The organism is Paraburkholderia sp. RL17-368-BIF-A (assembly GCF_046054045.1).
GTDB classification, from domain to species: Bacteria; Pseudomonadota; Gammaproteobacteria; order Burkholderiales; family Burkholderiaceae; genus Paraburkholderia; species Paraburkholderia graminis.
Window position 1 is genome coordinate 500,018 of sequence record NZ_JARESN010000001.1, and the last position, 22,676, is coordinate 522,693.

The window sequence follows — 22,676 nt, forward strand, 5'->3', positions numbered from 1 at the left end:
CCGGTCCGCCGTGCGGGTGCTCCGGTTGAGTATTCCGTTGCGCATCCGCCGCGCGCCGAACTCGCGCGCGTGCCCCGCCACCCGATTGCCGCGATGCCACCATGTCCGCTCTCATGCCCGCCGTTATGCCCGCCGTTATGCCGTCCGTCAGCGAACTGAGTCTGAGCGGCCTGCTTCCGCATCTGGTCCGCGACGAGTCCGGCTGGACGGCGACGTGGCGCGCGCTCACGCTGCACAGCGTGTTTCAGCCGGTGCTTTCGGTCACGCATCAATGCGTGGTCGGCTACGAGGCCCTGCTGCGTGCATTCGATCCGGTCGGTTTGCCGGTGTCGCCGGAAGTGCTGTTCTCGGGCACGCGCTCGGCGGCCGACGCGCGCGAGCTCGACCGCATCGCGCGTTGCCTGCACGTCGCGAATTTCATGGAGCAACGCGTCGCGAGCGGCTGGCTCTTTCTGAACACGCGGCCGCAGGTGTTCGAAACCGGCTGGCCGCAGCGGACGTTCATCGACGAACTGTCCGCGCATTTCGGCTTGCCGCAGGAGCGCATCGTGATCGAGGTGCTCGAGCAGCCCGCCGATGACGAATCCGCCGTCGCCAGCATGCTCGCCGCCTCGCAGCCGCGCGACTTTCTGATTGCAATCGACGACTTCGGCACCGGTTTCTCGAACTTCGATCGCGTCTGGCGCTTCCGCCCGGACATCGTCAAGCTCGACCGGTCGCTCGTCGCGCGCGCGGGCAAGCGCGAGGGCGACGACTCGATGATCAGTCATCTAATCGCGATGCTGCATCAGTCCGGCACGCTGGTGCTTGCCGAGGGCGTCGAAACGGACGAGGAGCTGATGATCCTGATGCAGGCCGACGTCGACTTCGTGCAAGGCTTCTGGCTTGGCCAGCCGAACGGTTCGATCGAGGCCGCCGTCGCGAGCGTGCCGGCACAGATCGAGTCGATGTGGGGCAAGTTCGCGGACTACGAGCGCGCGCACGCGCGCCACAAGCAGCTCGGTTTCGAAGGTTTCGCGGAAGCCGTCACGGCCGCCGCCGACGCATACCGGAACACCGGCGATCTGGATCAGGCGGCGCAGAAAGTGTGGCATCTGAGCGAGGCGCGCCGCGTGTTCATCACCGACGAGCACGGTCAGCAGACCCAGGCATCCGTCACGGCCGCGTCGGTGCCGCTGCCCGAACTGCGGCTCGCGCCGCTCACGAGTAGCGCGCGCAGCAACTGGTCGCGGCGCGCCTATCTGAAGCACGCGCTCGCCGCCCGCGGACGCGTCGCGATGATGGGTCCGCACTACTCGCTCGCCGACGGCGACGACTGCTACACCGCCGCGCTCGCGTTCGAGCGTGACGGCAAGACGCACGTGCTGTGCGTCGACTTCGTGCCTGCTGGGTCTGCCGGGCCTGCCGGCTCCGTTGCAGGACCGCGCGCCGGCGGACGGCCTCGCTAATCGTCGATCCGGCCACGGCCGGCCTTGATCTCGCCGCGCCGCGTTTTGCTCTCGAGACGCCGCGTATTCGATGCGCGCGTCGGCCGCGTTGCGACGCGCGGCTTGCGCGTCACGCTGACGCTTTCCACCAGTTCGTCGAGCCGCGCGAGCGCCGCCGCGCGGTTCAGATCCTGCGTCCGATGCTCCTGAGCCTTGATGACCACGACGCCGTCACGCGTGATGCGGCGATCGGGCAACGCAAGCAGGCGCATCTTCAGCACCTCGGGCAGCGACGAAGCGCGCACGTCGAAACGCAACTGAATGGCGCTCGATACCTTGTTGACGTTCTGACCGCCGGCGCCCTGCGCACGAACCGCGGTCAACTCGACTTCGTTCAATGGAATGGGATAGCGGGATGTCATGGCGCTCAAAGTGTACACAGCCGCGCGATGCGGCGCGCGTCGGGGGCGGGTGAAAACCGGCGTACGAGTTGATCCGGCGCCGCGCAATCGTCGATACTGGGCGCTGTCTCTTTCCCTTTCTCCTTCGACGGATCTTTGCATGAAGCTTCGTCCCGGTTTCGTGGCCGAACTGGCCGTCAATTTCGTGTTGCCCTGGCTCGCCTATCGGCTGGCCCTGCCGCATCTTGGCGAAACGCGCGCGCTGCTCGGGTCCGCCGCGCCGCCCGTGATATGGAGTCTCGTCGAACTGGCGCGGTTTCGCCGCGTCGACGCACTCAGCGTGATGGTCGTTGCCGGCATCGTGCTCTCGGTCGGCGCGATGGCGCTCGGCGGCAGCCCTCGCATGTTGCTGTTGCGCGAGTCGCTCGTGTCCGGCGCTGTCGGCGTGGCCTTCCTGCTGTCGCTCGCCATGCGCCGGCCGCTGATTTTCTACCTTGCGCGCGCGACCGTTGCCCGCGAGATGGAAGGCGGTGCGCAACGCTTCGAAGCGCTATGGCGCGAGCGTCCCGCGGTGGTCAGCAGTATGCGGCTGATGACCGTTGTATGGGGCGTCGGGCTCACCGCCGAAATGGTGCTGCGAGCATGGCTGGCAATGACCTGGCCGATCGAGCGGTTTCTCGCGATGTCGCCGTTCATCGGCTACGGCATCTACGGAGCGTTGGCTCTGTGGACGCTGCACTATCGCCGGACGATGCGCAGGCGCGCGGAGGAACCGGTCGAAGCGGCGCCAAGTGCCAGTTGAGGCGACGCGGCGGTTGTGCGAGGCGATTGCTGTGTGCGGCGCGAAGCACCGAGCACAGTGCATCCCTCGCTTTTCACACCGATGCACCTCCTACCGCTAACGCCCCCGCGACGCCTCCGCAATTCTCGCGGCAAGCCCCGAGTCGCGCTGCGTCGGCGTCGCGATCGCCTGCGCCAGCACCGCGCGCGCCCCGATCACCTCGACCCGTTCACGAGCGCGCGTGATCGCCGTATAAACCAGTTCGCGCGACAGCACCCTGCTGAATGCGGACGGCAGCATCAGAACCGCATGCTCGAACTCCGAGCCTTGCGACTTGTGCACCGTCAGCGCGAACGCGGTGTCGTGCGGCGGCAGCGCGGCGGGCGACACGGCTCGCAGACCGCCATCGCCGGTGCGAAAATAGACCCGCAGCGCACCGCCCGCGCCCGGCAGCGCAATGCCGATGTCGCCATTGAAAAGCCCCAGCGCGTAGTCGTTGCGCGTGACCATCACCGGCCGCCCGGCAAACCACTGCGCACCGACTGCGAGCGTGACGCCGGCCACGCGCCGCACCTGCGCCGCCATCAGCGCGTTCACCTGATCGACGCCGCGCGCGCCGGAGCGCGTCGCGCACAAAACACGGAAGCGATTGAGCGCGTCGAATAGCGGCAACGGGTTCGGCGTCGCCTCGGCGAGCGCTGCGGCCAGCGCTCGCGCATAAGGCGCGAAGCCGGCGGCGAGGCGCTCGACGGTGCGCTCGGTCAGCGTCGCCTGCGCGTCTTCGTGAAGCACGGCCGCAGCTTGCGTCGCGTCGGCGAGCAGCACGTCGAGCGCTGCGCTCGCCGCGCCATTGCGAATCGCCAACGACAGGCGGCCGATCGGCGATTCGAGCCCGAACCGATAATTGCGCTCGAGCCACACGACGCAATCCGCGAGCGGGCTTGGCGGCTGCTGAGCGGCCGGCGCGGGGCGCAAGTTGTTGCTGGAGACGTCGGCGTCAAAGAGGTCCGCAGTGACTGGTTGGGCAGCGGAACGGGCCGCAACGGGCTCTGAGAAAACGTCGTCTTCGGGGCCGCGGAAAAGATCGGGGACGTCATCGCCATCGCTGTCGGGCAAGTGCGAGCCTTTCGTGAAACGCCCGGCGTCCGCGTCGATGTCCCGCCCGACTCGCGGCAGCGACTGCACCAGCCGCGCCTCCTCCACGCCCAAAGCGCCGGCAATCCGCTTCACCCCTTGCGCGGTAAAAGCTGGCTGGGCGCTCAATTCCGCGAACACGGCGCCGGCCTCGACCGCCGCGAGCTGATCCTTGTCGCCGAGCATCACGAGCCGCGTATGCGGTGCAATCGCGTCGAGCAGATGCGCGGCCATCGCGACGTCGATCATCGACGCCTCGTCGATCACGACGACGTCATACGGCAATGGATTATCCCGATGATGCCGGAAGCGCCCGCCCGGCCCCGAGCCGAGCAGCCGATGCAACGTATACGACGTCTGCGGCAAACGCGCGGCCAGCTCGGGCGGCAGATCGCCGGCGCGCGCGAGGAGGGCTTCCTGCATGCGCTGCGCCGCCTTGCCGGTAGGCGCGGCAAGCGCGATCCGCAAATCGGCGCGCGTATCGAGCAGACACGCGAGCACGCCGACCACCGTCGTCGTCTTGCCCGTGCCCGGGCCGCCGCTGACAATCGTGAGCCGTCCCGACAGCGCCATCACGGCAGCCACGCGCTGCCAATCGACCTGGTCGTCCTTCGGCGGGCCGAAGTAGCGTAGGAGACGCTCGTTGAGCGTTTGGGTGTCGTCGGCGTTGGTGGAGGCGTTGGAGGTGGCGTTGGTGGTGGCGTTGGTGGTGGCGTTGGTGGTGGCGCCAGTGGTGGCGTCGGTGGCCGCGTTCGAGGTGGCGTCGGCATCGCCGCCCGCCACCTTTCTTGCACCGACCGCCTCGTCGCTACGCGCACCGCCCGCTGTCCCGGAACGCCCGGCGAGCCACGGCGCCGCGGCATCGGAAAAACGGTGAGCCGCGCCCGCATGCGCGACCAGCGCCCGTGCGAGACGCCGTTCGTAATCGTAGTAGCGCGCGAGGTACAGCCGCCCTTGTCCGTCGATAACAAGCGGCCGCAGCGCCGCCGCGCCGCTCGCGCCGTCGCTCGCCATACCGCTCGCCATACCGCTCGCGAACAACGCCGCGCGTACTTCGGCAGCGGACGCCTCGAAGCGCTGCGCGAGCGACGCAAGCGGCACACACACGTGCCCTTCCGCGGTCGCGCGACTCGCGGCGAAAGCAGCGCGCGCCGCCCACTTGACCGCGTCGCCGGATGCGCCGCCGCGTCGCGCCAATGCGCCAATGCGGCGTGCGAAACCCTCCGCGAGCGCAATGCTGAAATCAGCCGGCGCAGGCAGATTGACGCCGATGTCTTCGAGTTGCAACGACGGCACCGACGCCAACGGCACCGATGCGTCCCGATCGAACGTGCTCATACGCCGCCTCCGATCATCGCCGCGTCGAGCAACGCGACCAGTTCGAACGACGGCCGTCTGGCATGCACGCCGGCCGGCCCTTCCGCGTCGCGCCAATGCGGACGCACGCCGCGCACGAACAGATACAGATAGCCGCCGATATGCGCGTCGTACGAATAATCGCGCAACCGCGTCTTCAGATAGCGATGCAGCGCGACCGTATAAAGCAGCGCCTGGAGGTGGTAAGCATGGCTCGCCATCGCGGCTTCGAGCGGCACGGCCGAGTAGTCTTCGGCGGTCTCGCCCAGATGGTTCGACTTCCAGTCGACGATCCAGAAACGCCCGTCGTGTTCGACGATCATGTCGATGAATCCTTTGACGAAACCGCGCAGCGCGCCCGGCTCCAACGCGACGTCGGGATAGCCGTGCTCGATCAGCAACGCGCGCAGCGCGGCGAAATCGAGCGAAGGCGCGGCGAACAGAAATTCGAGCTCGTTGAGACGCCGCCGTGGATCGAGTTGCGCGAGCGTCATGCCGGGCACGAGTTCCGTGCTCACCACGTCCTCCAGCAGCTTATGCATCATCGCCGGCAAACGCGGCGCGAGGTCCGGCGACGCCGGCGCAGGACGCTCGCGCAACGCACCGCGAATCGCGTCGGGCCACGTACGCGGATCGCTGAAATCCGCGAGTTCGAACATCCGGTGCAGACACTCGCCGGCCGCGGCGCCGCGCGGAAACGCGAGAATATCGTCGGCGGCAAGCGAGGATACTTGCAGCGCGGGCGCGGGTGCCAACAACGTCGGCGCTGCCGCCAGCACATCGGCTATCTCGTCGTGATCGGGGCGCACTTCCTCCAGCGGCGCTTGCGCCTCTTCGGCCTTGTCGCCCGCGGCGATCAGACCGCTAAAGCTCGCCATGCGCCACTGATCGCGTAAAGACCGGCGATGGCTCCGTGCGCGTTTGTGCGCGCCGCTTTCCTGCATGCTCTCGAGCGGCCTGCGGCGCTCCACCTTCGGCAGCGGCTGCAACGCAATCGGGCCGCCCGCCAGCGCTTGCCAGCGCGCGGACAACGCCGCTTCGTCCGGCGGATCGGCGAGCCAGTCGTCGAATTCGTAGCCGCTGCCGGCCACCAGCCAGTTCAACACGCTGCGCCGCGACTCTTTCGTGGAACGCGACGACAGGTAGGTGCCCGCCACGAGATAACAGCGATACACCGCACGCGTCAGCGCGACGTAGACGAGCCGCGCCCGCTCGGCCGCCTGCTCGCGCGCCGCGTGACGGGCCGCGCGTTCCGCCTCTTCGTCGTCGCAGCCGTAATGCAGTACCGCGTCGCCGCCCGGATCGTGATATTCGCGTGCATCCGGCAAACCCGACGACGGCGGTTCGCGCAATCCGCCGTCATTCAGAAACGGGCAGAACACCACCGCGTATTCGAGTCCTTTCGACTTGTGCACGGTGACGATCTGCACGAGATTGCGGTCGGACTCGAGCCGCAACTGCGCTTCCTCGCCGCCGCCCTGCGTCCGCTGCGCGGCAAGCCAGCGCAAGGTCGGCGCGATGCCCGGCTGCGTGGCCGCGCGCGCCTGCACGAGTTCGGCAAGATGGTTGACGTTGGTGAGACGTCGCTCGCCGTCCGGCGCGGCGACGAGCCGTTGTGCGATCCGCAGTTCGCGCATCAGCGTGCGCCACATGACGGCAAAGCCGCGCTCGTGCCAGAGCATGCGATAGCGCGAAAACCGCTCGACCCAGCCCATCGCGTCGGCGGCGTGCGCGGGATCGTCGGCGACAGCGGGCGCGTCGGCGACCTGCTCCAAACGCCACAGCGCCGCAGCATCGAGCCCGAGCCAGTCGGTCGCGAGCGCGGCGCGCAGACGGCGCAAGTCGCCGGGCGTATCGACGGCGGCCAGCACGCGCTCGATCTGCTCGGCGTCGAGCGTCGCGAACACCGACGCCTGCGCCAGTTCCACACTGCCGACGCCCCACGCCGCCAGCACGCGTTTGATGAGGCTGCCCTGCTTGTGCGTCTGCACGAGCACCGCGATATTGCCCGGCGCAAGCGGCGCGTCGCCGATCGTCACGGTGCCCTCGCGCGCGCCGCGCAACAGCCGGACGATTTCGGCCGCGCACGCTTCGCTCGCTTCGCGCTGAGCCTCGCGCTTGATCAACGCGTGCTCGCCCGGTGGCAAGGTCCAGATGCAAAAGTCGCCGCCGCTCGCATCGAGATCGGAGAACGGCGGCCTGCGCCGTTCTCCCGCGCGCACCGGCTGATAGTCGAGCCCTTCCAGCACGAAGGCCTGTGGGTTCGCCTCGAACACGCGATTGCAAGCGTCGACGATCGGCGCCGTGGAGCGCTGATTGACGGCCAGCGTATAACGCGCCGAAGCCGACGCGCGCGCCGCCAGATACGTATGCAGATCGGCCGCGCGAAAACTGTAGATGGCCTGCTTCGGATCGCCGACCAGAAAGAGCGGCCCGGCCGGCGCGAAAATGCGGCTGAAGATCGCGAACTGCAGCGGATCGGTGTCCTGAAACTCATCGATCAAAGCGGCGGGATAACGGGCGCGCAACGCATCGGCTAGCCACGGATGCGCGGCCAGCGCACGGTACAAATTCGACAACAGATCGTCGAACGAAACGACGCGGCGCGTGCGCTTGCGCGCGACCAGTTCGGCAGGCGCATGGTCGAGCCAGGTTTGCACCAGCGCGAGCCAGCGCGCGCGTTGCGCCGCTTCCGCCGCGACGACGGCCGCAGCCAAGGCTTCCGCGTGCTCGAAGAACGCGTGTTGCGGCGGATCGAACTTGACCTTCGTGGCCTTCTTCAACGCCGAGGCTGTCAGTTTCAGCGCGGCCCGCGGCGGCGGCGCATGGCAATCGCCTTGCGCGAAGTACTCGGTCCATGCGGCAATCGCGGCGCTCACGTGATCGGGCTTGTGTGTGGTCTTGCTCAAGCGGTCCTGTGCCTCGGCGAGCAGGCTGACGATCGCATCGCGCTCGGCATGCCACAACTCGCAGGCGGCGTCGAAACCGGCTTGCGGATCGGCGCTCGCGTCGGCGCTCATGCTTCCCCAGCGCAATTGCGCCAACGGCTTCTTCAGGCGCCGCGCGAGTTGTTCGTCGAGCGATGCGGGCCCGGCGCGTCTCGCCACCAGCCATGCGGCGAATGAGGGATGCGCATGCGCGACGGGCTCGACCTGCTCGCGCCAGAAATCGGCGGCCATTTCGAAGCGGAGTGCGGCGTCGTCGGCTTCCATCTCGAAGGCGAACGGCATGGCGGCAGCAAACGGCGCCTCCTGAAGCGCGCGCTGGCAGAACGCGTGAATCGTGTGGATGGCCGCCTGATCGAATGTGCGCAGCGCGCGGCGCACGACCTTCAGCGCGGTCTCGCGGTCGATGCCGCGCTCCGGCGCAAGCGTCGTTTCGAAGAGCCGGCGGATAAACGGATCGCCGCCGTCGTCGTCAAGTTCGATCGCGCGATGCAGTTCCGCGAGCCGGCCGCGAATGCGCTCGTGCAGTTCGGCGGTCGCGGCCTTCGTGAAGGTTACGACGAGAATCTGATCGGCGTTCAGGTTCTTCTCGAGCAGCAAGCGCACATACAGCGCGCAGATGTTCCACGTCTTGCCGGTGCCCGCCGAGGCTTCGATCTGATTGACGCCGTCGAGCGAGCACGCGAAGACGTCAAGCTCCTCAGCCGCCAGCGTATGACGATGCAGCGCGCTCATGACGTGCTCCGCAGATGCTGCATCAACGGCTTGAACACGATCGACGCGAGACTGCCGAACGGTTCGTCGAGCGTGAGCGGCGTACCTCGCAGCGCGATGCGCAAGGCCGGGTCGTCGGACTCGCCGCGCACGCGGTCGTTGATCCACACGCCCTGCGCCGCGGAATCGCTTTCGCTGACTTTGGCCCACGCGCTCTTCGGGAAAAAGCGCAGCGGCAATCTGCGCCCTGCCCTGAACAGCGCGGCGAGCGGCGCGAGTTGATCGAGCGGCGCGGCGACCGGCGCAAGCTCGAAGCTCTCGCCGCTGCCGTGCCAGACGGTGCGGCGCGGACCGTCCGGCCGGGCCGCGCAATAAGCCAGATGCGCGAGCCATGCCGACAGATAGTCGCGCGCGGTGGGTTTGGCGTAGCGAAAAATCACTTGTCCCGTATCGGTCAGCAGGTTCAACGTGCCGTGCAATTGCAGCGGCGCTTCGGCGGCTTCGCGAAGCGCTTCGTCATGCGAGCCGAACAGGTCGCCGGCGATGTCCGCAGCGTCCGGCCAGCGCGGCGCGATGTCGAGCACGAACGGCAAGCGCTCGATGCCCGACGCCACTTCGCGGCGCACGCTGTCGGCCAACTGGCGCAGCGCGCCCAGTTCGCGCGCGCGCCACACCGCGCCGGTCGCGCCTCCTGGCAATTCGGGACTCGCCTCGGCGACACGCCGCACGCGGTCGAACATGAGATCGCCGTCTTCGTCGTCCGTGTCGAGCAGTACCGGCAACAGACGCCCGGCCAACGCGTCGCGACCGGCGTAGTCGAGTTCGAACGGCTCGGTGTCGAGCAGTTCGGCCTGCGCGTCGGACAACACGATGCCGAGGCGATCGCGCAGCACTGCTCGCGCCGGATGACGCCAGAAACGCACGAAATCGTCGAACGCGACAGGCGCGGCGTCTTCGGGTGGCAAGGGCTGGTCGAAGAACGGCGCGGCGGTTTTCTGCTGCGGCGCGGCCAGCAAGGTCGCGAGTTCCGCGCGATCGGCGTCGTAGGTGAAAAGCTCGGGCTGCGCGGCGAAGTACTCCGACGCGAACGCCTGCAACGGATGATCGACAATGAACGCGCGGCGCGCCTCGTCAACCTCCGCGGGACTCGCGCCCTCGCCCGCCGACACTTGCGCGAGATAGTCGAGCAGTTCGTCGACGAGCGCGGCCGGCGGCAACGGTGCGTTGTCGCGAATGCTACGTCCCGTGTACGCGATAAAGAGACGGCTGCGCGCGGCGAGCAGCAGATCGAGAAACAGATTGCGCTCGTCGTCGCGGCGCTGGCGGTCGCCGGCTTTGCCGAACGCGGCCATCAGATCGAACTCGTCGGCACGCGCGAGACTCGGCAGCACGCCGTCGTCCATGCCGAGCAGACACACCACGCGGTAGGGCAAGCCACGCAAGCTCGTCAGCGATGAAAACGTCACGCTGCCCCAAGGCACGCCGCCACGCGCCGGGTCGTCGAGTGCTTCCGTGAGCGCGCCGCGCACGACCGCGGCGGGCAGCGTGACCTCCTGCGCGCCGGCCTGCATCGCGTCGCTCATCTTGTCGATCGCGTCGCGCACCGCGGAGAGCGACTCGGCGAACTGGACGCCGCCGTCAAAACATTGAGCAAGCGTTTCGAGCAGCAACTGCGTCCATTCGACCGGCGTCTGCTCGCTCGCGCAGCGGGTCGCGAAGCTGTCCACGTCGTCGACGAAACGCGACAGACGGCCGAGCAGTTCGGCGTCCGAGCCGCCCGCGCCCTCGACGGGCAGCCACGCATCCACCGGCTCGCCGCCGTCGGGCATCGCATAGCCGAGGTACAGGCGCGTCAACGCATCGGCAAACGTGTGACGCGCGACCGGCACGTGTTCGCCGCTCGGCTCGGCAGGCGATAGCCCGCGCCGCGCGCCGGCCGCCGCGAGCCATTCCTGCGCGGCTTCGAGCGAACCCGCGTCGATGCCGTAACGCACCGCAACCGCGTCGACCCGCAACCATTCGATCAGGTCCGGCGCGCCGACGCTGCGCTCGGGCAACGCGAGCCAGTCGAGCAAGAGACGCGCGACGGGGTTGGCCTGCGAAGGCGGCAAGCCGGTGATCCGATACGGAATGCGGCGCGTGTCGCCAGCCGGCGTGGTGCCGAACACGGCGTCGATCAGCGGACCGGCGGCGGTCAGATCGGACACGGCGACGAGCACGTCAGACGGCTCCAGGTCGTCGAACTCGTCGAACCAGCCAAGCAGACGATCGTGCAGCACTTCGAGCTGCCGCGAGAGGCTATGGCACACATGAACTTCGATGCCGTTTTCGTATGGCAACTCGTCCGTCTGCGTCTCGGAACGCAGATCGAGAATGCTGTTTTGCACGGCGGCGAGCCAGCTCGGTTCGGGATTCTCCGTGAACTCGCCTGTCTCGCCCGAAGCCGCGCTTTCGGTGAGTTCGTGCAGCATGTGCAACTGCGCCTGCGTCTGACGACCCCATTCGGCCAGCAGCGGATGACCCACTTCCTGATAGTCCAACTGCCCTGCCGCGTCGAGCGCCTGAACGCGGCCTTCGCTCACCACGTCGAACCAGAATTCGCGGCATGGGTTCATCACATACAGACGCACGTCGACCCAACGCGATAGCGCGCGCAGCAACGCGACGTGCAATGGCGGCATGGTGGGCAGCGCGAACACGCTCACCGCTTCGGGCCACCTGGCGTTGGCAATCGCGTCGAGATCCAGCGTGCCGATTTCGTCGAGGAAACGATAGGCGGGCGGCAGCGCGGCTGCGGGCGTTTTTGCACCCCCGGCACCCCCGGCCCCCCCCGCGTCCCCGGCTTCCCCGGCGAGTTCGGTCAGCACCGCGCGCCACAGCGCCGCCTGCCATCGCTCATCTTCGCGCGCTGCCTCGCTTGCGCCGACGAGGCGCGGGCCTGTGTCATCGGCCCCACCGCTCGCGAAAATCGAACCGCCCTTCTGCCATTGCAACAGCCACTCCGGGCGATAGGTCAGATAGTGATCGAGCACGGTCGCCACACGGCGTGCGAGTTCATAGCGCATGGACGGATCGGCCGCATCGAGATACGTGCGAAGACGCGGCGACGCATTCCACGGCAGGGCTTCGTTCGAATCGCCGAGCAAACGATAACAACGCCACACAAGCCGGTCCGGCGCGAACGGCGAATGCCGCGGCACCGCGATCACGCCGCCGATTTGCGCCCACAGCCATTGCGCGAGATAGCCGAAGCTGACGTTCGCGCAGACGCCCTGGCGCGCCGCGATGTCCAGTTCGAGCCGCCGCCGCACAGCAGCGCTCGGCACGATCACGGGCTGCGCGGTCCAGGGATCGGACGGCGCTTGCGCGAGATCGTCGAGCAGCGCGCCGACGAGCGTTTCATAGCGGTTCGAGTAGAAGAGCTGGAGCATGGGTCCTGACAACGCGATGGGGCTTTGCCGCATTCGCGACGAACGCGCGAAGCTCGGCAGACATTGAAGCGACAGCATAACAAAGCCGCTCGCGGCGCAGAACCCGCCCGAATTGGGGAGGTCAGATCAGACGCAAAATCAGTTAGACTCGTCGGCAGTTTTGGGCTGTCCAAGTTGCGCCCGAAGTTGTATCCGAAGTTGTATCCGAAGTTGTATCCGAAGTTGTGTCCGAAGTTGTGTCCTCAACCGCTTTTTGTCAGAGAATGAAACCAGGCTGTCGATGCGCTATTCGGTCGAGATAAAAAAATTCCTTTACAGCCAGTATTTTTATGGCGGACTGCGCATCGCGGTCGGCGTGTCGTTACCAGCGGTGCTGTGCCTGATCGTGTTTCACAATCGCGAGCTGGGCTTCACGATTGCGACGGGCGCGCTCGGCGCATGTGTCGTCGACATGCCGGGTCCGCTCAAGTACAAGCACAACGAAATGCTGGCGTGCTCGGTGATCGGTTTTCTGTCCGCGCTCGCCACCGGCCTTGCCACGGTCAATCCGGTGGCGCTGTGGTGCACCGTCGTGCCGCTCACGTTCGTGCTGTCGTTGATTGTCGTGTATGGCAACCGCTGGCCGCAGATCAGCTTCGCCACGCTCTTCATGATGATCATGACGCTCGAGGAGCACTTCACGCCGATGCAGGCGCTCGTGAATGCGTCGTGGATACTCGTGGGCGGGCTCTGGTTCACGTACTGGTCGACTGCCGTGAGCCGCTGGATGATGCATCGGATCGAGCAGCAGGCGCTCGCCGAAAGCGTGTTCGCCTGCGCCGATTATCTGCTCGCGCGCGCCGCGTTTTACGACCTCGATAACGATCTGGACGAGTGTTATCGCAACCTGGTCGCCAAGCAGATCGCCGCGGTCGAGCGGCAGGACGCGGCGCGTGACATCGTGCTGCGCAATCTGCCGAAGTTAAAGAGCGGCAAGCTCGAGCCGCGTCGCGCGATGCTGTTCAATCTGTTTATCAACACGGTCGATTTGCATGAGTTGTTCGTCGGCACGCATACCGATTACCCGCTCGTGCGCAATACCTTCGGCGGCACCGACCTGCTGGTGTTCTATCGCGATCTGATCCGCAAAGCCGCTGAGGATCTCGAGGAAATCGGGCTCGCCGTCCTGCAGAATCATGCGCCGCGCGCACGCGTGAATGTGAAGGCGGAACTGCGCGCCATCGAGTTCGAAATCGAACTGATGCGCAAGCAGGAGTTGCCGGCGAAGAATCCCGAGGCGTATTCGGCGGTGTCGTCCACATTCCGCCGCGTGTGGAGCGCCACGCGACTGATCGACAAGATGCGCAAGAGTCTTTCGAGCGATCCGGCCACGACCGAAACGGAACTGCGCCTCGATCAGGCGCTGAACCGCTTCGTGTCGAGCCGCCGTGTGCCGTTCGGCCAGATCTTCTCGAACCTGACGATGTCCTCGCCGAGCTTTCGTCACGCGTTGCGCGTGACGATCGCGGTGGCGGTCGGCTTCTGGCTCGGCCGCCTGCTGCCGCTCACGAACGCTTACTGGATCGTGATGACCACGGTCATCATCCTGAAGCCCGGTTATTCGCTGACCAAGCAGCGCAACGGGCAGCGGATCGTCGGCACGTTGATCGGCTGCACGGCGAGCATCGCGCTGATGATCTTCGTGAAGGAGCCGCACATTCTGCTGGTGGTAATGTTCGCGTCGATGGTGATGAGCTACAGCCTGCTGCTGTTCAATTACGCGGCGAGCGTGGTGTTCACGTCATCGTATGTGCTGCTGATGTTTCATCTGCTCGCGCCCGGCAGCCTGCACATCATCGGCGAACGCGCGATCGACACCGTGGTCGGCTGCGCGATCGCGATTGCCGCAAGCCATCTGTTCCCGTACTGGGAATATCGTCTGATGGGCAAGCTCGTCAATAACGTGATCAGCGCGACGCGGCAGTTTCTCGAAGCAAGCTGGTGGTGGAGCGGCAAGCCGGCCGCGCCGCTCGCCGCCACCGTGACCGAAGCGGGCGCGCGGGCGCCGGTCGCGGCAATGGCGGACCCGGCGATCGATGTCGGCAGGCCGGCGTTGGCGGCTGCAAGCGGGCCGCTGACGAGTGATGGTTTGGTGGCTGGCAATCGGGGGCTATCGCAAGCGGATGTGGCGGCGGACGTGCGAATACGCGCCGAAGCGAACATCGCAGGGAGCGCGGCGTTAGGCGCAACGGCAGGTTCAGCGGCAGGCTCAGCGGCAGGCGCAACGGCAGGTTCGGCAGCAGGTACATCAGCAGGCGCAACAGCAAGCCCATCGGCAACTGCACCAACAACATCAAGCGCGCCCGCAAGCACACCAGCTTCCGCAACCACCAACACGACGGCGAAGCCCGTCGCCGGCGCCTCACCCGCTGCCGCAGCCGCCGCCACTGCACTCGATCGCGATTACCGCTACCGCCTCGCGCGCAAGAACGTGCACGTCGCATTCGCGAACCTCGGCCAGGCCTTTCAGCGGATGATGCTCGAACCGAAATCGGCGCAGAAGTTCGTCCCCGAACTCAACGGTTTGCTGGTGAGCAGCCATGTGCTTGCATCGCAAATCACCGCAGCCGCGCCGCTCTTGCGCACCTCCGCGCAACACGCCGACGGCGTGTCGCTGCAGCCGCTGCAACGCGCGTTGAGTCTCGTGCGCGACAATCTCACCGAAGCAGAAGCAGGCACTGCGCCGCCTGCGGACCAGGGCGAGCAGATCAAACAGATCACGCGCGAACTGGACACGATGGTGGTCGAAGCGGAGAAATCGCAGGACTATTCGGCCGATGCGGTGCACGACATCAAACTGCTTGCGCATCAATGCAAGCAGATGCTGACGGCGGCGGCGTTGATTCGCAAGGACGCGAGCGTGATCCGCCTGCCCGATGAATGACGCGACCGGGCTTGAACTAGCGTAGTGAAGTGCGACGCCTAAGCGCGTCCGACTCAAACTCAAACGCGGTCATACACCATGACCGCGACAAGCTCACTGCGCCGTGCCGCTCGCAGGCTTCGCAGCAGTAGCCGCAGCGCTCGTCGCCGTGGCCGTCGCCGCAGCCGCGCCCGATGAAACGGAAGCCGCCGGCGCGTTGTCGTTGTCGAACTCGCGCTTCTCCTTGATCGCGTTATAGAACAGCGTGGCGATGACGAACAGTACCGCGACCACGATGAATACAGCGATGCCGAAGGTCGGGTTTTTCTTGCGCGGCGGTTTGTTCATGAGGCGACTCGGACCGCGAGGCAATCGCGGAAGATAGCGGAGAAGGCGGCATTCTACGCCGAGGCGCCTTGCACTCGCCTTGCAGTCGGCAAGCGGTGGACAGCAAGGCTTGCGATGCAATCGAACCGAAATGAAAAATCCCGGCACGCGCAATGCTGCGCCGCTAATGCGGGCCGAAACATTGGAGCCACGCATCACGCCCGCACAAAGAAGCGCGACCCAACGCGCGGTAGTCGGGAGGAAAGATGGATGCGCATGTGCAGTGGACGAAGCACGCTGTTTGCAACAGCGGCGTTGTAATCATCGGATTCGGCAGCATAGCGAGTTCGCTTTTACCGGTGCTTTTAAGACACATCGAGGTGAGCCCAAAAGACGTGACCGTGGTGTGTCCGCCTGGTAATGACACGGCGATCGCCCATGAATGCGGCGTGCATGTCGTCGAGCAGGCGCTCAGCGAAGACAACTTCGAGACACTGCTTACAGCTTATGTGACGAAAGGCACGCTGCTGGTCAACCTGTCGGTCAATGTGTCGAGCGAATCGCTGATTCGCTTTTGCTGGTCTCGCGACGCGCTCTATCTCGATACGTCCATCGAACCGTGGGAAGGCGGATCAACCGATCCCGACCGTCCTCCGTCACGGCGCAGCAATTACGCACTGCGGGAGGCGGTGCTGGCTTTTCGCCTCGACAAGCGCGACGGCCCGACAGCGGTTTTGACGCAAGGCGCGAACCCTGGGCTCGCTTCGGCTTTCGTCAAACAGGCGCTGGTCGACATGGCGGCAAACAGCGGCATCCAGCCGACCGCGCTCGACAGCTACGAAGATTGGGCCGTGCTCGCGCAGCGCCTCGACATCAAGGCGATTCACGTCGCTGAACAGGACTGGCAGTTCTCCGAACGCCGCAAGGCGCGCAACGAGTTCGTCAACACCTGGTCCGTCGATGCCTTCGTCGAAGAAGGCATGCAGCCGGCGGAACTGGGCTGGGGCACGCATGAACGTCATTGGCCCGCCGACGCGCAGCGTCACGGGTTCGGCAGCGATGCGGCGATCTATCTGCAACGGCCGGGACTTGCCACGCGAGTACGCAGTTGGACGCCGCTCGCCGGCAGCTATCAGGGCTTTCTTGTCACGCATGGCGAGTCGATCTCGATCGCGGACCATCTGACATTGCGCAAGGACGGCGAGGTCGTGTACCGCCCGACGGTCCACTATGCGTATCGTCCGTGCGACGACGCGCTGCTGTCGATCGAGGAATTCGCCGGACGTGGCTGGCGCATGCAGGACAACAAGCGGATCATGCGCGACGAAATCGTCGACGGCGCCGACGAACTCGGCGTGCTGCTGATGGGCAACGACAAAGGCGTTTACTGGTACGGCTCGCGGCTGACCACGCCGCAAGCCCGGCGGCTCGCACCGCATAACACGGCGACGAGCCTTCAGGTGGTGGCCGGCATCATGGGCGGCATCGTGTGGGCGCTCGAGAATCCGCGGGCCGGCGTGGTCGAACCGGACGACATCGACTATCGGACGGTGATGCGGGTCGCTCGTCCGTACCTGGGCGAACTCGTCGGCGTGTACGACACATGGACGCCGCTCGACCAGCGCTCGCCGCTTTTCGACACGCCGTACGACGAGGACCCCTGGCAGTTTCTCAACGTACGGGTTCCGTGGTGAACCGATACCTGGAGCGCAGCCTATGTCGTCGCTGCTGAACAAGGAGCTTGGTGTCGTCGAGGACTCGTATTACGAGGCGAGCGTCACGCGTCCGCAACCGAGCGCGCCGCTGCAGCAAAAGCTGTCCGTGGATGTGTGCGTGATCGGCGGCGGCTACGCGGGCGTTTCGTGCGCGTTGGAACTCGCCGGGCGCGGCTTCGACGTCGCGCTGCTGGAAGCGCAGCGCATCGGCTGGGGCGCGTCGGGCCGCAATGGCGGGCAGGCGATTGTCGGCTTCGGCGCGGAAGGAGAAGACGCGATCGAGCAGCAGTGCTCGCGCGAGATCGCGCGCAAGGCCTGGGACGTGTCGCTCGAAGGTCTGCGCCTGCTCGAAGAGCGTCTCGCGCGTTATGGCATCGAATGCCATTATCGGCGCGGTTATCTGACGCTCGCCGTCAACGATCGCAAGGCGCGCAAACTCAAGGAGTGGATGGAGCGCACGCAGGACCGGTATGCGTATCCGCTCGAATGGCTGGATCGTTCGGCGCTTCGTTCGCATATCGCCACGCAAAGATTTTCTGCCGGCGTGTATGACGGCGGGTCCGGTCATCTGCATCCGCTGCTGTACTGCCTCGGTCTCGGCGAAGCGGCGCGGCAAGCGGGAGTCAAGGTCTTCGAAAATTCAGCGGTGTCCCGGCTCGAACGCGGCGCGCGGCCCGTCGTGAAGACAGCCGAAGGCGCGGTGTCGTGCGACCGCGTGGTGATCGCCGGCAACGTTTATCTCGGCGAATTCGGCGATCATCCGGCACCCGAAATCGAAGCGCGGATCATGCCGGTGGGCACCTACATGGTCGCCACCGAGCCGCTTTCCGACGCATTCGCCAACGAGCTCATGCCGGGCCGAGCCGCGGCGTCGGACAACAATCTCATCCTCGATTACTTCCGGCTGAGCGCCGACAACCGGCTGTTGTTCGGCGCCGGAGAAAGCTACGACGCCACGACGCCGCGTAATCTGATCGACAGGATGCGGGATCGGATCACGGGCGTTTTCCCGCAACTCGCCGATGTCGGCATCGACTACGCGTGGGGCGGTTTCGTCGACGTCACGATGAACCGCGCGCCGGACCTCGGCCGGATCGGCGCGAACATTTACTACGTGCAAGGCTTTTCCGGGCACGGTCTGGTGTTCGCGGGAATGGCCGGGAAGATTCTCGCCGACGCGATCGCGGGCGACGCGTCGACCTTCGACGTGTTCAGCCGCATCCGGCATCGACGCTTCCCCGGCGGCAAGGCGCTTCGCACGCGGGCTCTGGTGCTGGGCATGTGGTACTACAAGCTGCGCGAGCTTTTGTAGGCCAACGCCGTCAGAGACGCGAAGCCGATCGCTACGCGCCCGCTCGCCGTCACGCGCTATACCGCACGGGCAGCGCCGTCGAATATTTGATCTGCTCCATCGCGAAGCTCGAACTCACGTCGTACAGCGGCACGGCGGCGATCAGCAGCTTGTACACGCGGTCGTAGTCGTCGATGTCGGAAACCACCACGCGCAGCAGGTAATCCGTCTCGCCGCTCATCCGGTAAACCTCCACCACTTCGGGAATGTCCTGCACCGCCTGCGTGAAAGTCTGCGCCCACGCCTGCGTGTGCTGATTCGTGCGCACGGCGACGAACACGGTCGTGCCGACGCCCAGCTTGCGCGCATCGCACAGCGCCACTTGCCCGCGGATCACACCGGTCTCCTTCAGACGCTGCAGCCGCTTCCAGCACGGCGTTTGCGACAGATTCACGCGCTGCGCCAGTTCGGCAATCGGCATGGTCGCGTCTTCCTGCAGCAACTCGAGCAGCTTCCTGTCGATGATGTCCATTCCCATCGTCTCACCCCTTTAGCAAATTTTTCTACTTTTCAGATTGATGGGGGAATTATATGGAAACTCTTTCTCCGGACAAAACGGTATAAATCCTGATCCGAAGAAAAACACGGCAGCCAGTGCCGTTCAACGACCGTGACTCACAACCTCGCTTCCTCCGCCGCCCTCCTCGATACGTTCAAGCAAGTTTGCGCCGCGCACGATCTGCCTTCACGCGCCGCTCAGCCCGCGCCTCTCGCCCGCCTGTGCGATGCGCTCGACGCCATGTTCGAAGCGTGCGCCCATTTTGCCGAGCCTTCGCATTCGAGCTTCTTCGCGCGCAGCATGCGTATCGCGCTCGCGGAAGCGGCTGCGGACGCCGCGCTGCTGACGCCCGCGCAGCGCGAGGGATCGAGTGAGAACTACCGCCGTCATCTGCTCGCCGCCGATCCGCACGGCCGCTATGCGATCGCCGCGCTTGTCTGGCAGCCGCATCAGGCGAGCCCCGTGCATGCGCACCACACATGGTGCGGATACGCGGTGATCGACGGCGCGTTGAGCGAAACGGTTTTTGAGTGGAACGAGCGCGAGCAGTGTGCGAGCGCTGAACGCACGCAGGCGCGCAGGCAAGGCGCGGTGTCGTTCGTGCGAGGCGGCCGCGGCAGCATTCATCGGCTGCAAAATTGCAGCGATGCGCCGGCCGTGTCGCTGCATATTTACGGCGTGCCCGGCGCGCGCATCGCCACGCATGTCAACGATGTAGTGCGCGCCGCGCCCGTGCTCGTCTGACAGCGGCACGGCGAGCACGGGCAAGGCACGAACAGGCGCACGCACATACGTACACACACGCACAAAACTTCGCGCCCTCTGCCCTCGCCGAATAATCAGCTCTTGCCTTCGCCCGCCGTGGGAACCTGCGGCGGAATCGGCGCCGTTTGCGCGGTCGCCGGCGGCGCCGGCCGTGGTTCATGCGACACGTCGCGCGCCACCGCTACCGCCGGATGCGCGCCGCGCATCGGCAGCGTTTTCTCCGTGTGCGGGCGAGCATGGCCGGACTCGTGGCCGTGCTCTTCATGTCCGGTTTCGTCCGGTGTACTGTCGTCGCGCCACGGCTGCCCCTCGCTGTCTTTCGACGACGTGAACAAGCGCATCTGCGGCACCGGAATCTCGATGCCGGCTTCGTCCATCTTGCGCTTGAGCCGCGCATTGAACGCCCGCGCCACGCTCCATTGCTGCAGCGGCCGCGTCTTGATCTGCCCTTTGACGACCATCCAGTTCGGATCGAAACGGTCGAGGCCCCACACTTCGATCGGCCCGAGCATCTCACGCCGGTAACGGAAGTCGGCCATCAGGTCGGCGCCGACTTCGCGGATCATCTGCGTGATTTCATCGACGTCGGTAGAGAACGACATGCGCACTTCGAACACGGCATACGCGAAGTCGCGCGACAGGTTCTTGACGATCTTGATCTGCGAGAACGGAATGGCGTGAATCGCGCCCTGACCGTCGCGCAGGCGCACCGTGCGGATCGACAGATGCTCGACCGTGCCCGCATGGCCGCCGTCCACATCGATCCAGTCGCCCACTGAAATCGTGTCTTCGATGATGATGAAAAGCCCCGTGATCAGGTCGGTCACGAGCGATTGCGCACCGAAGCCGATCGCGAGACCGATCACGCCGGCGCCCGCGAGCAGCGGCGTCACGTTGATGCCGAGATTCGCCGCCGTGACGATGCCCGCGATCGTCATGATGCTCACGAGCAACACGTTGCGCACGAGCGGCAACATCGTGCGCGCCCGCGTGCTCGGGTTGCGCGACTTGTTGCGCGAGCTGCCGGGATTGAGCGCCTCCGTGATCGCGGTGTCGACGAGAATCCACAACAGCCACGCGATGAACACCGTCGCGACGATCGCGGTCACCGCATGTGCGATGCCGCGCGCCGCGACGTTTTCCTCGACGACCGCGGCCAGCGACACGCCCCACAAACGCGCCGCCAGTTCGAAGAAAAACAGCCAGATGAAAAGCGTCAGCAACGTGCCGCAAAAACGCAGCAAGCGCGTGAGATACGGCGAGCGGCGCCGCGCGCGCGGACTGCGCGGGCGCGTCATGCGCAGGACGATGGCCGACAGGAAGAACGCGAGCACGAGCAACAGCGCGGTCACCACCGAGATTTGCAGCACGTTTTCGCTCGACCCCGAGCCGCCGAGCGTGGCGACCACGGACGCCGTCGCCAGCACGAGGACCGGCACGTGCCACAGCGCGGCGAGCACCTCGAAGGCGTCGGTCGCGGCCTTGTGATCGTTGCGCTGCTCGTAAGGCCGGTTGCGGATCAGGTGCGCGACCGGCCGGCGAAACGCCAGCGCGAAATAGCCGGCGAGCACGGCGGCCGTCATGTTGGCGGCGGTCGAAACGAGTGCGGCCAGGTTGGTGCCGAGTTGATGCGCGACGTCGTAATTGACCGCGGCGTCGCCGAGCGCGCCGAACACGCCGACCGCGAACAGCAGGCGCCGCGCATGATCGATCAGCAGACGCACGGCGATGCGCCGGTGCCCCGAGCCGAACAGCGAAAACATGATCAGGCAGATCGCCGAAAACACCGCGCCCGCGACGATCGCATAGGCGACCACCATGCCGAGCGTGCGGCCGAGCGCATCGGGCATCGCGCGCACGAACAGCAGCGCGGCGACGAACGCGATGATCCACGGCCCCACGCGCCGCAACGCGAAGACGAGCAGCTCGCGTGTCGTCGGATTGGGATTCAGTCCCATCACGATGCCAAGGCGCCGGTACAGCCGCTGCTGCAAATAGATCAGCGCGGCCGCGCATGCGCCCCAGCCGGCCAGCATCGCGAACATCGACAGGAGAATGCGGCCGAAGCTCTCCGGCCCCTGCCCGGAGATGATGGTGTAAAGCTCGTTGCCGGCCGCGTTGAAGCGCCCGCCCCAGTAGCGCACGGGCGTACGGCCCTGATGCATGTCCGATTCGAACGACGCGATGCCCGACGCAATCGCGCCGAGCAAGCCGGGACTCGGCTGCGCGGGCGCCGGCGCGAGCGGACCGACGGTGCGCGAGACGTCGCGCAGTTTTTTGAGTTGCGCGACGAGCGCGGTGCGCTGGCGGTCGTTGTCGAGGGTGGCGATGACGCTGTCGAGCGAACGCGCGATTTCCGCCTGGCTCGCGGGCGACGGCGCCGACGCGGCCTCGGCCGCCGATGCGCCGGACGCCTCCGACGCGGGCGCGACCGTCGCGCTGTTGATCAGGCTCTGCAACGCGGGAATGACGGGCGTGCTGCTGGCTGCAGTGCCGGCGGCGTGCGCGCCGAGAGGCAGCGATGCGATGCAGACGAGAAGCGCGATTCCGATCGCGGCGGGACACGCGCTGATGACGGCACGAAGCCACGCACTGAGCGAGGCGCTGATTGAACCGCTTCGCGCCGCATATCTGCGAGCCGACCCGCCCGCGCGCACGCGCGCGCCGCCGCGGACGTGCGGCCATCCGACGCAAGCGGAAAGACGAACAAATGCAGCGTGAATCGAAGAAAGCCCGCCGTTTGACGGCGCAGCCTCGGATTCACGCCGCGATGGGCATGACTGCATGGCAATCCGTGAGAAAACGGGAGACGCCAGTGTAGCCTCAGTTGGCGCGCCCGCAACCGGACATGCGTAACGGATTGTTAGGACGCTTGCATGATTTCATGCGTGCAGCGCGCCGCGGAGGGTGACGAGCCGCGGCACCATG

Annotated in this window: 13 protein-coding genes; 6 read left to right on the forward strand and 7 right to left on the reverse strand. The window is 66.2% G+C overall.

What is annotated here, in order from left to right; all coding sequences use genetic code 11:
* The first annotated feature begins 137 nt into the window (after positions 1 to 137).
* Positions 138 to 1,448 (forward strand): EAL domain-containing protein, encoded by a 1,311-nt coding sequence (locus P0D87_RS02220; protein WP_053859009.1) that lies wholly within the window; start codon positions 138 to 140, stop codon positions 1,446 to 1,448.
* Here P0D87_RS02220 and arfB read toward each other — a convergent pair.
* A complete protein-coding gene (gene arfB, locus P0D87_RS02225; RefSeq protein ID WP_029969227.1) occupies positions 1,445 to 1,849 on the reverse strand; it encodes an alternative ribosome rescue aminoacyl-tRNA hydrolase ArfB in 405 nt (134 codons plus the stop codon). The two genes, P0D87_RS02220 and arfB, sit on opposite strands and share 4 nt — an antisense overlap.
* A gap of 139 nt (positions 1,850 to 1,988) precedes the next feature.
* Between arfB and P0D87_RS02230 the strand changes: the two genes are divergently transcribed.
* Positions 1,989 to 2,630 carry a VC0807 family protein gene (locus tag P0D87_RS02230; RefSeq protein WP_053857916.1) on the forward strand — a complete coding sequence of 214 codons (642 nt, stop codon included), beginning with the start codon at positions 1,989 to 1,991 and terminating at the stop codon, positions 2,628 to 2,630.
* 96 nt (positions 2,631 to 2,726) lie between these two features.
* Here P0D87_RS02230 and P0D87_RS02235 read toward each other — a convergent pair whose 3' ends face one another.
* The 3 genes from P0D87_RS02235 to recC are packed head-to-tail and all read right to left on the reverse strand — an operon-like array spanning position 2,727 to position 12,189.
* Positions 2,727 to 5,081, reverse strand: coding sequence for an AAA family ATPase (locus P0D87_RS02235; RefSeq protein WP_408636715.1), 2,355 nt, complete (start codon positions 5,079 to 5,081; stop codon positions 2,727 to 2,729).
* The gene (gene recB, locus P0D87_RS02240; RefSeq protein WP_053857914.1) at positions 5,078 to 8,779 is read right to left on the reverse strand and encodes an exodeoxyribonuclease V subunit beta; all 3,702 of its coding nucleotides are present in this window, start codon (positions 8,777 to 8,779) and stop codon (positions 5,078 to 5,080) included. The genes P0D87_RS02235 and recB overlap by 4 nt, the downstream gene beginning before the upstream one ends.
* Positions 8,776 to 12,189 (reverse strand): exodeoxyribonuclease V subunit gamma, encoded by a 3,414-nt coding sequence (gene recC, locus P0D87_RS02245; RefSeq protein WP_053859008.1) that lies wholly within the window; start codon positions 12,187 to 12,189, stop codon positions 8,776 to 8,778. The genes recB and recC overlap by 4 nt, the downstream gene beginning before the upstream one ends.
* 280 nt (positions 12,190 to 12,469) lie before the next feature.
* Between recC and P0D87_RS02250 the strand changes: the two genes are divergently transcribed.
* Entirely contained in the window at positions 12,470 to 15,112 is a 2,643-nt protein-coding gene (locus tag P0D87_RS02250; RefSeq protein WP_053857913.1) for an FUSC family protein, read from the forward strand.
* A gap of 93 nt (positions 15,113 to 15,205) precedes the next feature.
* Here the strand turns inward: P0D87_RS02250 and P0D87_RS02255 are convergent, their stop codons facing one another.
* Positions 15,206 to 15,439 (reverse strand): hypothetical protein, encoded by a 234-nt coding sequence (locus tag P0D87_RS02255; RefSeq protein ID WP_029969219.1) that lies wholly within the window; start codon positions 15,437 to 15,439, stop codon positions 15,206 to 15,208.
* Between the two features lie 245 nt (positions 15,440 to 15,684).
* Here P0D87_RS02255 and P0D87_RS02260 point away from each other — a divergent pair, with 245 nt between their 5' ends.
* Entirely contained in the window at positions 15,685 to 17,112 is a 1,428-nt protein-coding gene (locus tag P0D87_RS02260; RefSeq protein ID WP_053857912.1) for a homospermidine synthase, read from the forward strand.
* A 22-nt stretch (positions 17,113 to 17,134) separates the two neighbouring features.
* A complete protein-coding gene (locus P0D87_RS02265) occupies positions 17,135 to 18,445 on the forward strand; it encodes an NAD(P)/FAD-dependent oxidoreductase (protein ID WP_053857911.1) in 1,311 nt (436 codons plus the stop codon).
* 49 nt (positions 18,446 to 18,494) lie between these two features.
* Here the strand turns inward: P0D87_RS02265 and P0D87_RS02270 are convergent, their stop codons facing one another.
* The gene (locus P0D87_RS02270) at positions 18,495 to 18,962 is read right to left on the reverse strand and encodes an Lrp/AsnC family transcriptional regulator (protein ID WP_006052938.1); all 468 of its coding nucleotides are present in this window, start codon (positions 18,960 to 18,962) and stop codon (positions 18,495 to 18,497) included.
* Between the two features lie 261 nt (positions 18,963 to 19,223).
* Here P0D87_RS02270 and P0D87_RS02275 point away from each other — a divergent pair, with 261 nt between their 5' ends.
* A complete protein-coding gene (locus P0D87_RS02275) occupies positions 19,224 to 19,727 on the forward strand; it encodes a cysteine dioxygenase family protein (protein ID WP_053859007.1) in 504 nt (167 codons plus the stop codon).
* A 95-nt stretch (positions 19,728 to 19,822) separates the two neighbouring features.
* Here the strand turns inward: P0D87_RS02275 and P0D87_RS02280 are convergent, their stop codons facing one another.
* Positions 19,823 to 22,534 (reverse strand): mechanosensitive ion channel family protein, encoded by a 2,712-nt coding sequence (locus P0D87_RS02280; protein ID WP_053857910.1) that lies wholly within the window; start codon positions 22,532 to 22,534, stop codon positions 19,823 to 19,825.
* Positions 22,535 to 22,676: the final 142 nt, after the last annotated feature.

Excerpts from the sequence above, each read along its gene's own strand:
- P0D87_RS02220 (WP_053859009.1), top strand. The coding sequence starts at position 138 with ATGCCGTCCGTCAGCGAACTGAGTCTGAGCGGCCTGCTTCCGCATCTG.
- arfB (WP_029969227.1), bottom strand. The coding sequence starts at position 1,849 with ATGACATCCCGCTATCCCATTCCATTGAACGAAGTCGAGTTGACCGCG.
- P0D87_RS02230 (WP_053857916.1), top strand. The coding sequence starts at position 1,989 with ATGAAGCTTCGTCCCGGTTTCGTGGCCGAACTGGCCGTCAATTTCGTG.
- P0D87_RS02235 (WP_408636715.1), bottom strand. The coding sequence starts at position 5,081 with ATGAGCACGTTCGATCGGGACGCATCGGTGCCGTTGGCGTCGGTGCCG.
- recB (WP_053857914.1), bottom strand. The coding sequence starts at position 8,779 with ATGAGCGCGCTGCATCGTCATACGCTGGCGGCTGAGGAGCTTGACGTC.
- recC (WP_053859008.1), bottom strand. The coding sequence starts at position 12,189 with ATGCTCCAGCTCTTCTACTCGAACCGCTATGAAACGCTCGTCGGCGCG.
- P0D87_RS02250 (WP_053857913.1), top strand. The coding sequence starts at position 12,470 with ATGCGCTATTCGGTCGAGATAAAAAAATTCCTTTACAGCCAGTATTTT.
- P0D87_RS02255 (WP_029969219.1), bottom strand. The coding sequence starts at position 15,439 with ATGAACAAACCGCCGCGCAAGAAAAACCCGACCTTCGGCATCGCTGTA.
- P0D87_RS02260 (WP_053857912.1), top strand. The coding sequence starts at position 15,685 with ATGGATGCGCATGTGCAGTGGACGAAGCACGCTGTTTGCAACAGCGGC.
- P0D87_RS02265 (WP_053857911.1), top strand. The coding sequence starts at position 17,135 with ATGTCGTCGCTGCTGAACAAGGAGCTTGGTGTCGTCGAGGACTCGTAT.
- P0D87_RS02270 (WP_006052938.1), bottom strand. The coding sequence starts at position 18,962 with ATGGGAATGGACATCATCGACAGGAAGCTGCTCGAGTTGCTGCAGGAA.
- P0D87_RS02275 (WP_053859007.1), top strand. The coding sequence starts at position 19,224 with ATGTTCGAAGCGTGCGCCCATTTTGCCGAGCCTTCGCATTCGAGCTTC.
- P0D87_RS02280 (WP_053857910.1), bottom strand. The coding sequence starts at position 22,534 with ATGCAGTCATGCCCATCGCGGCGTGAATCCGAGGCTGCGCCGTCAAAC.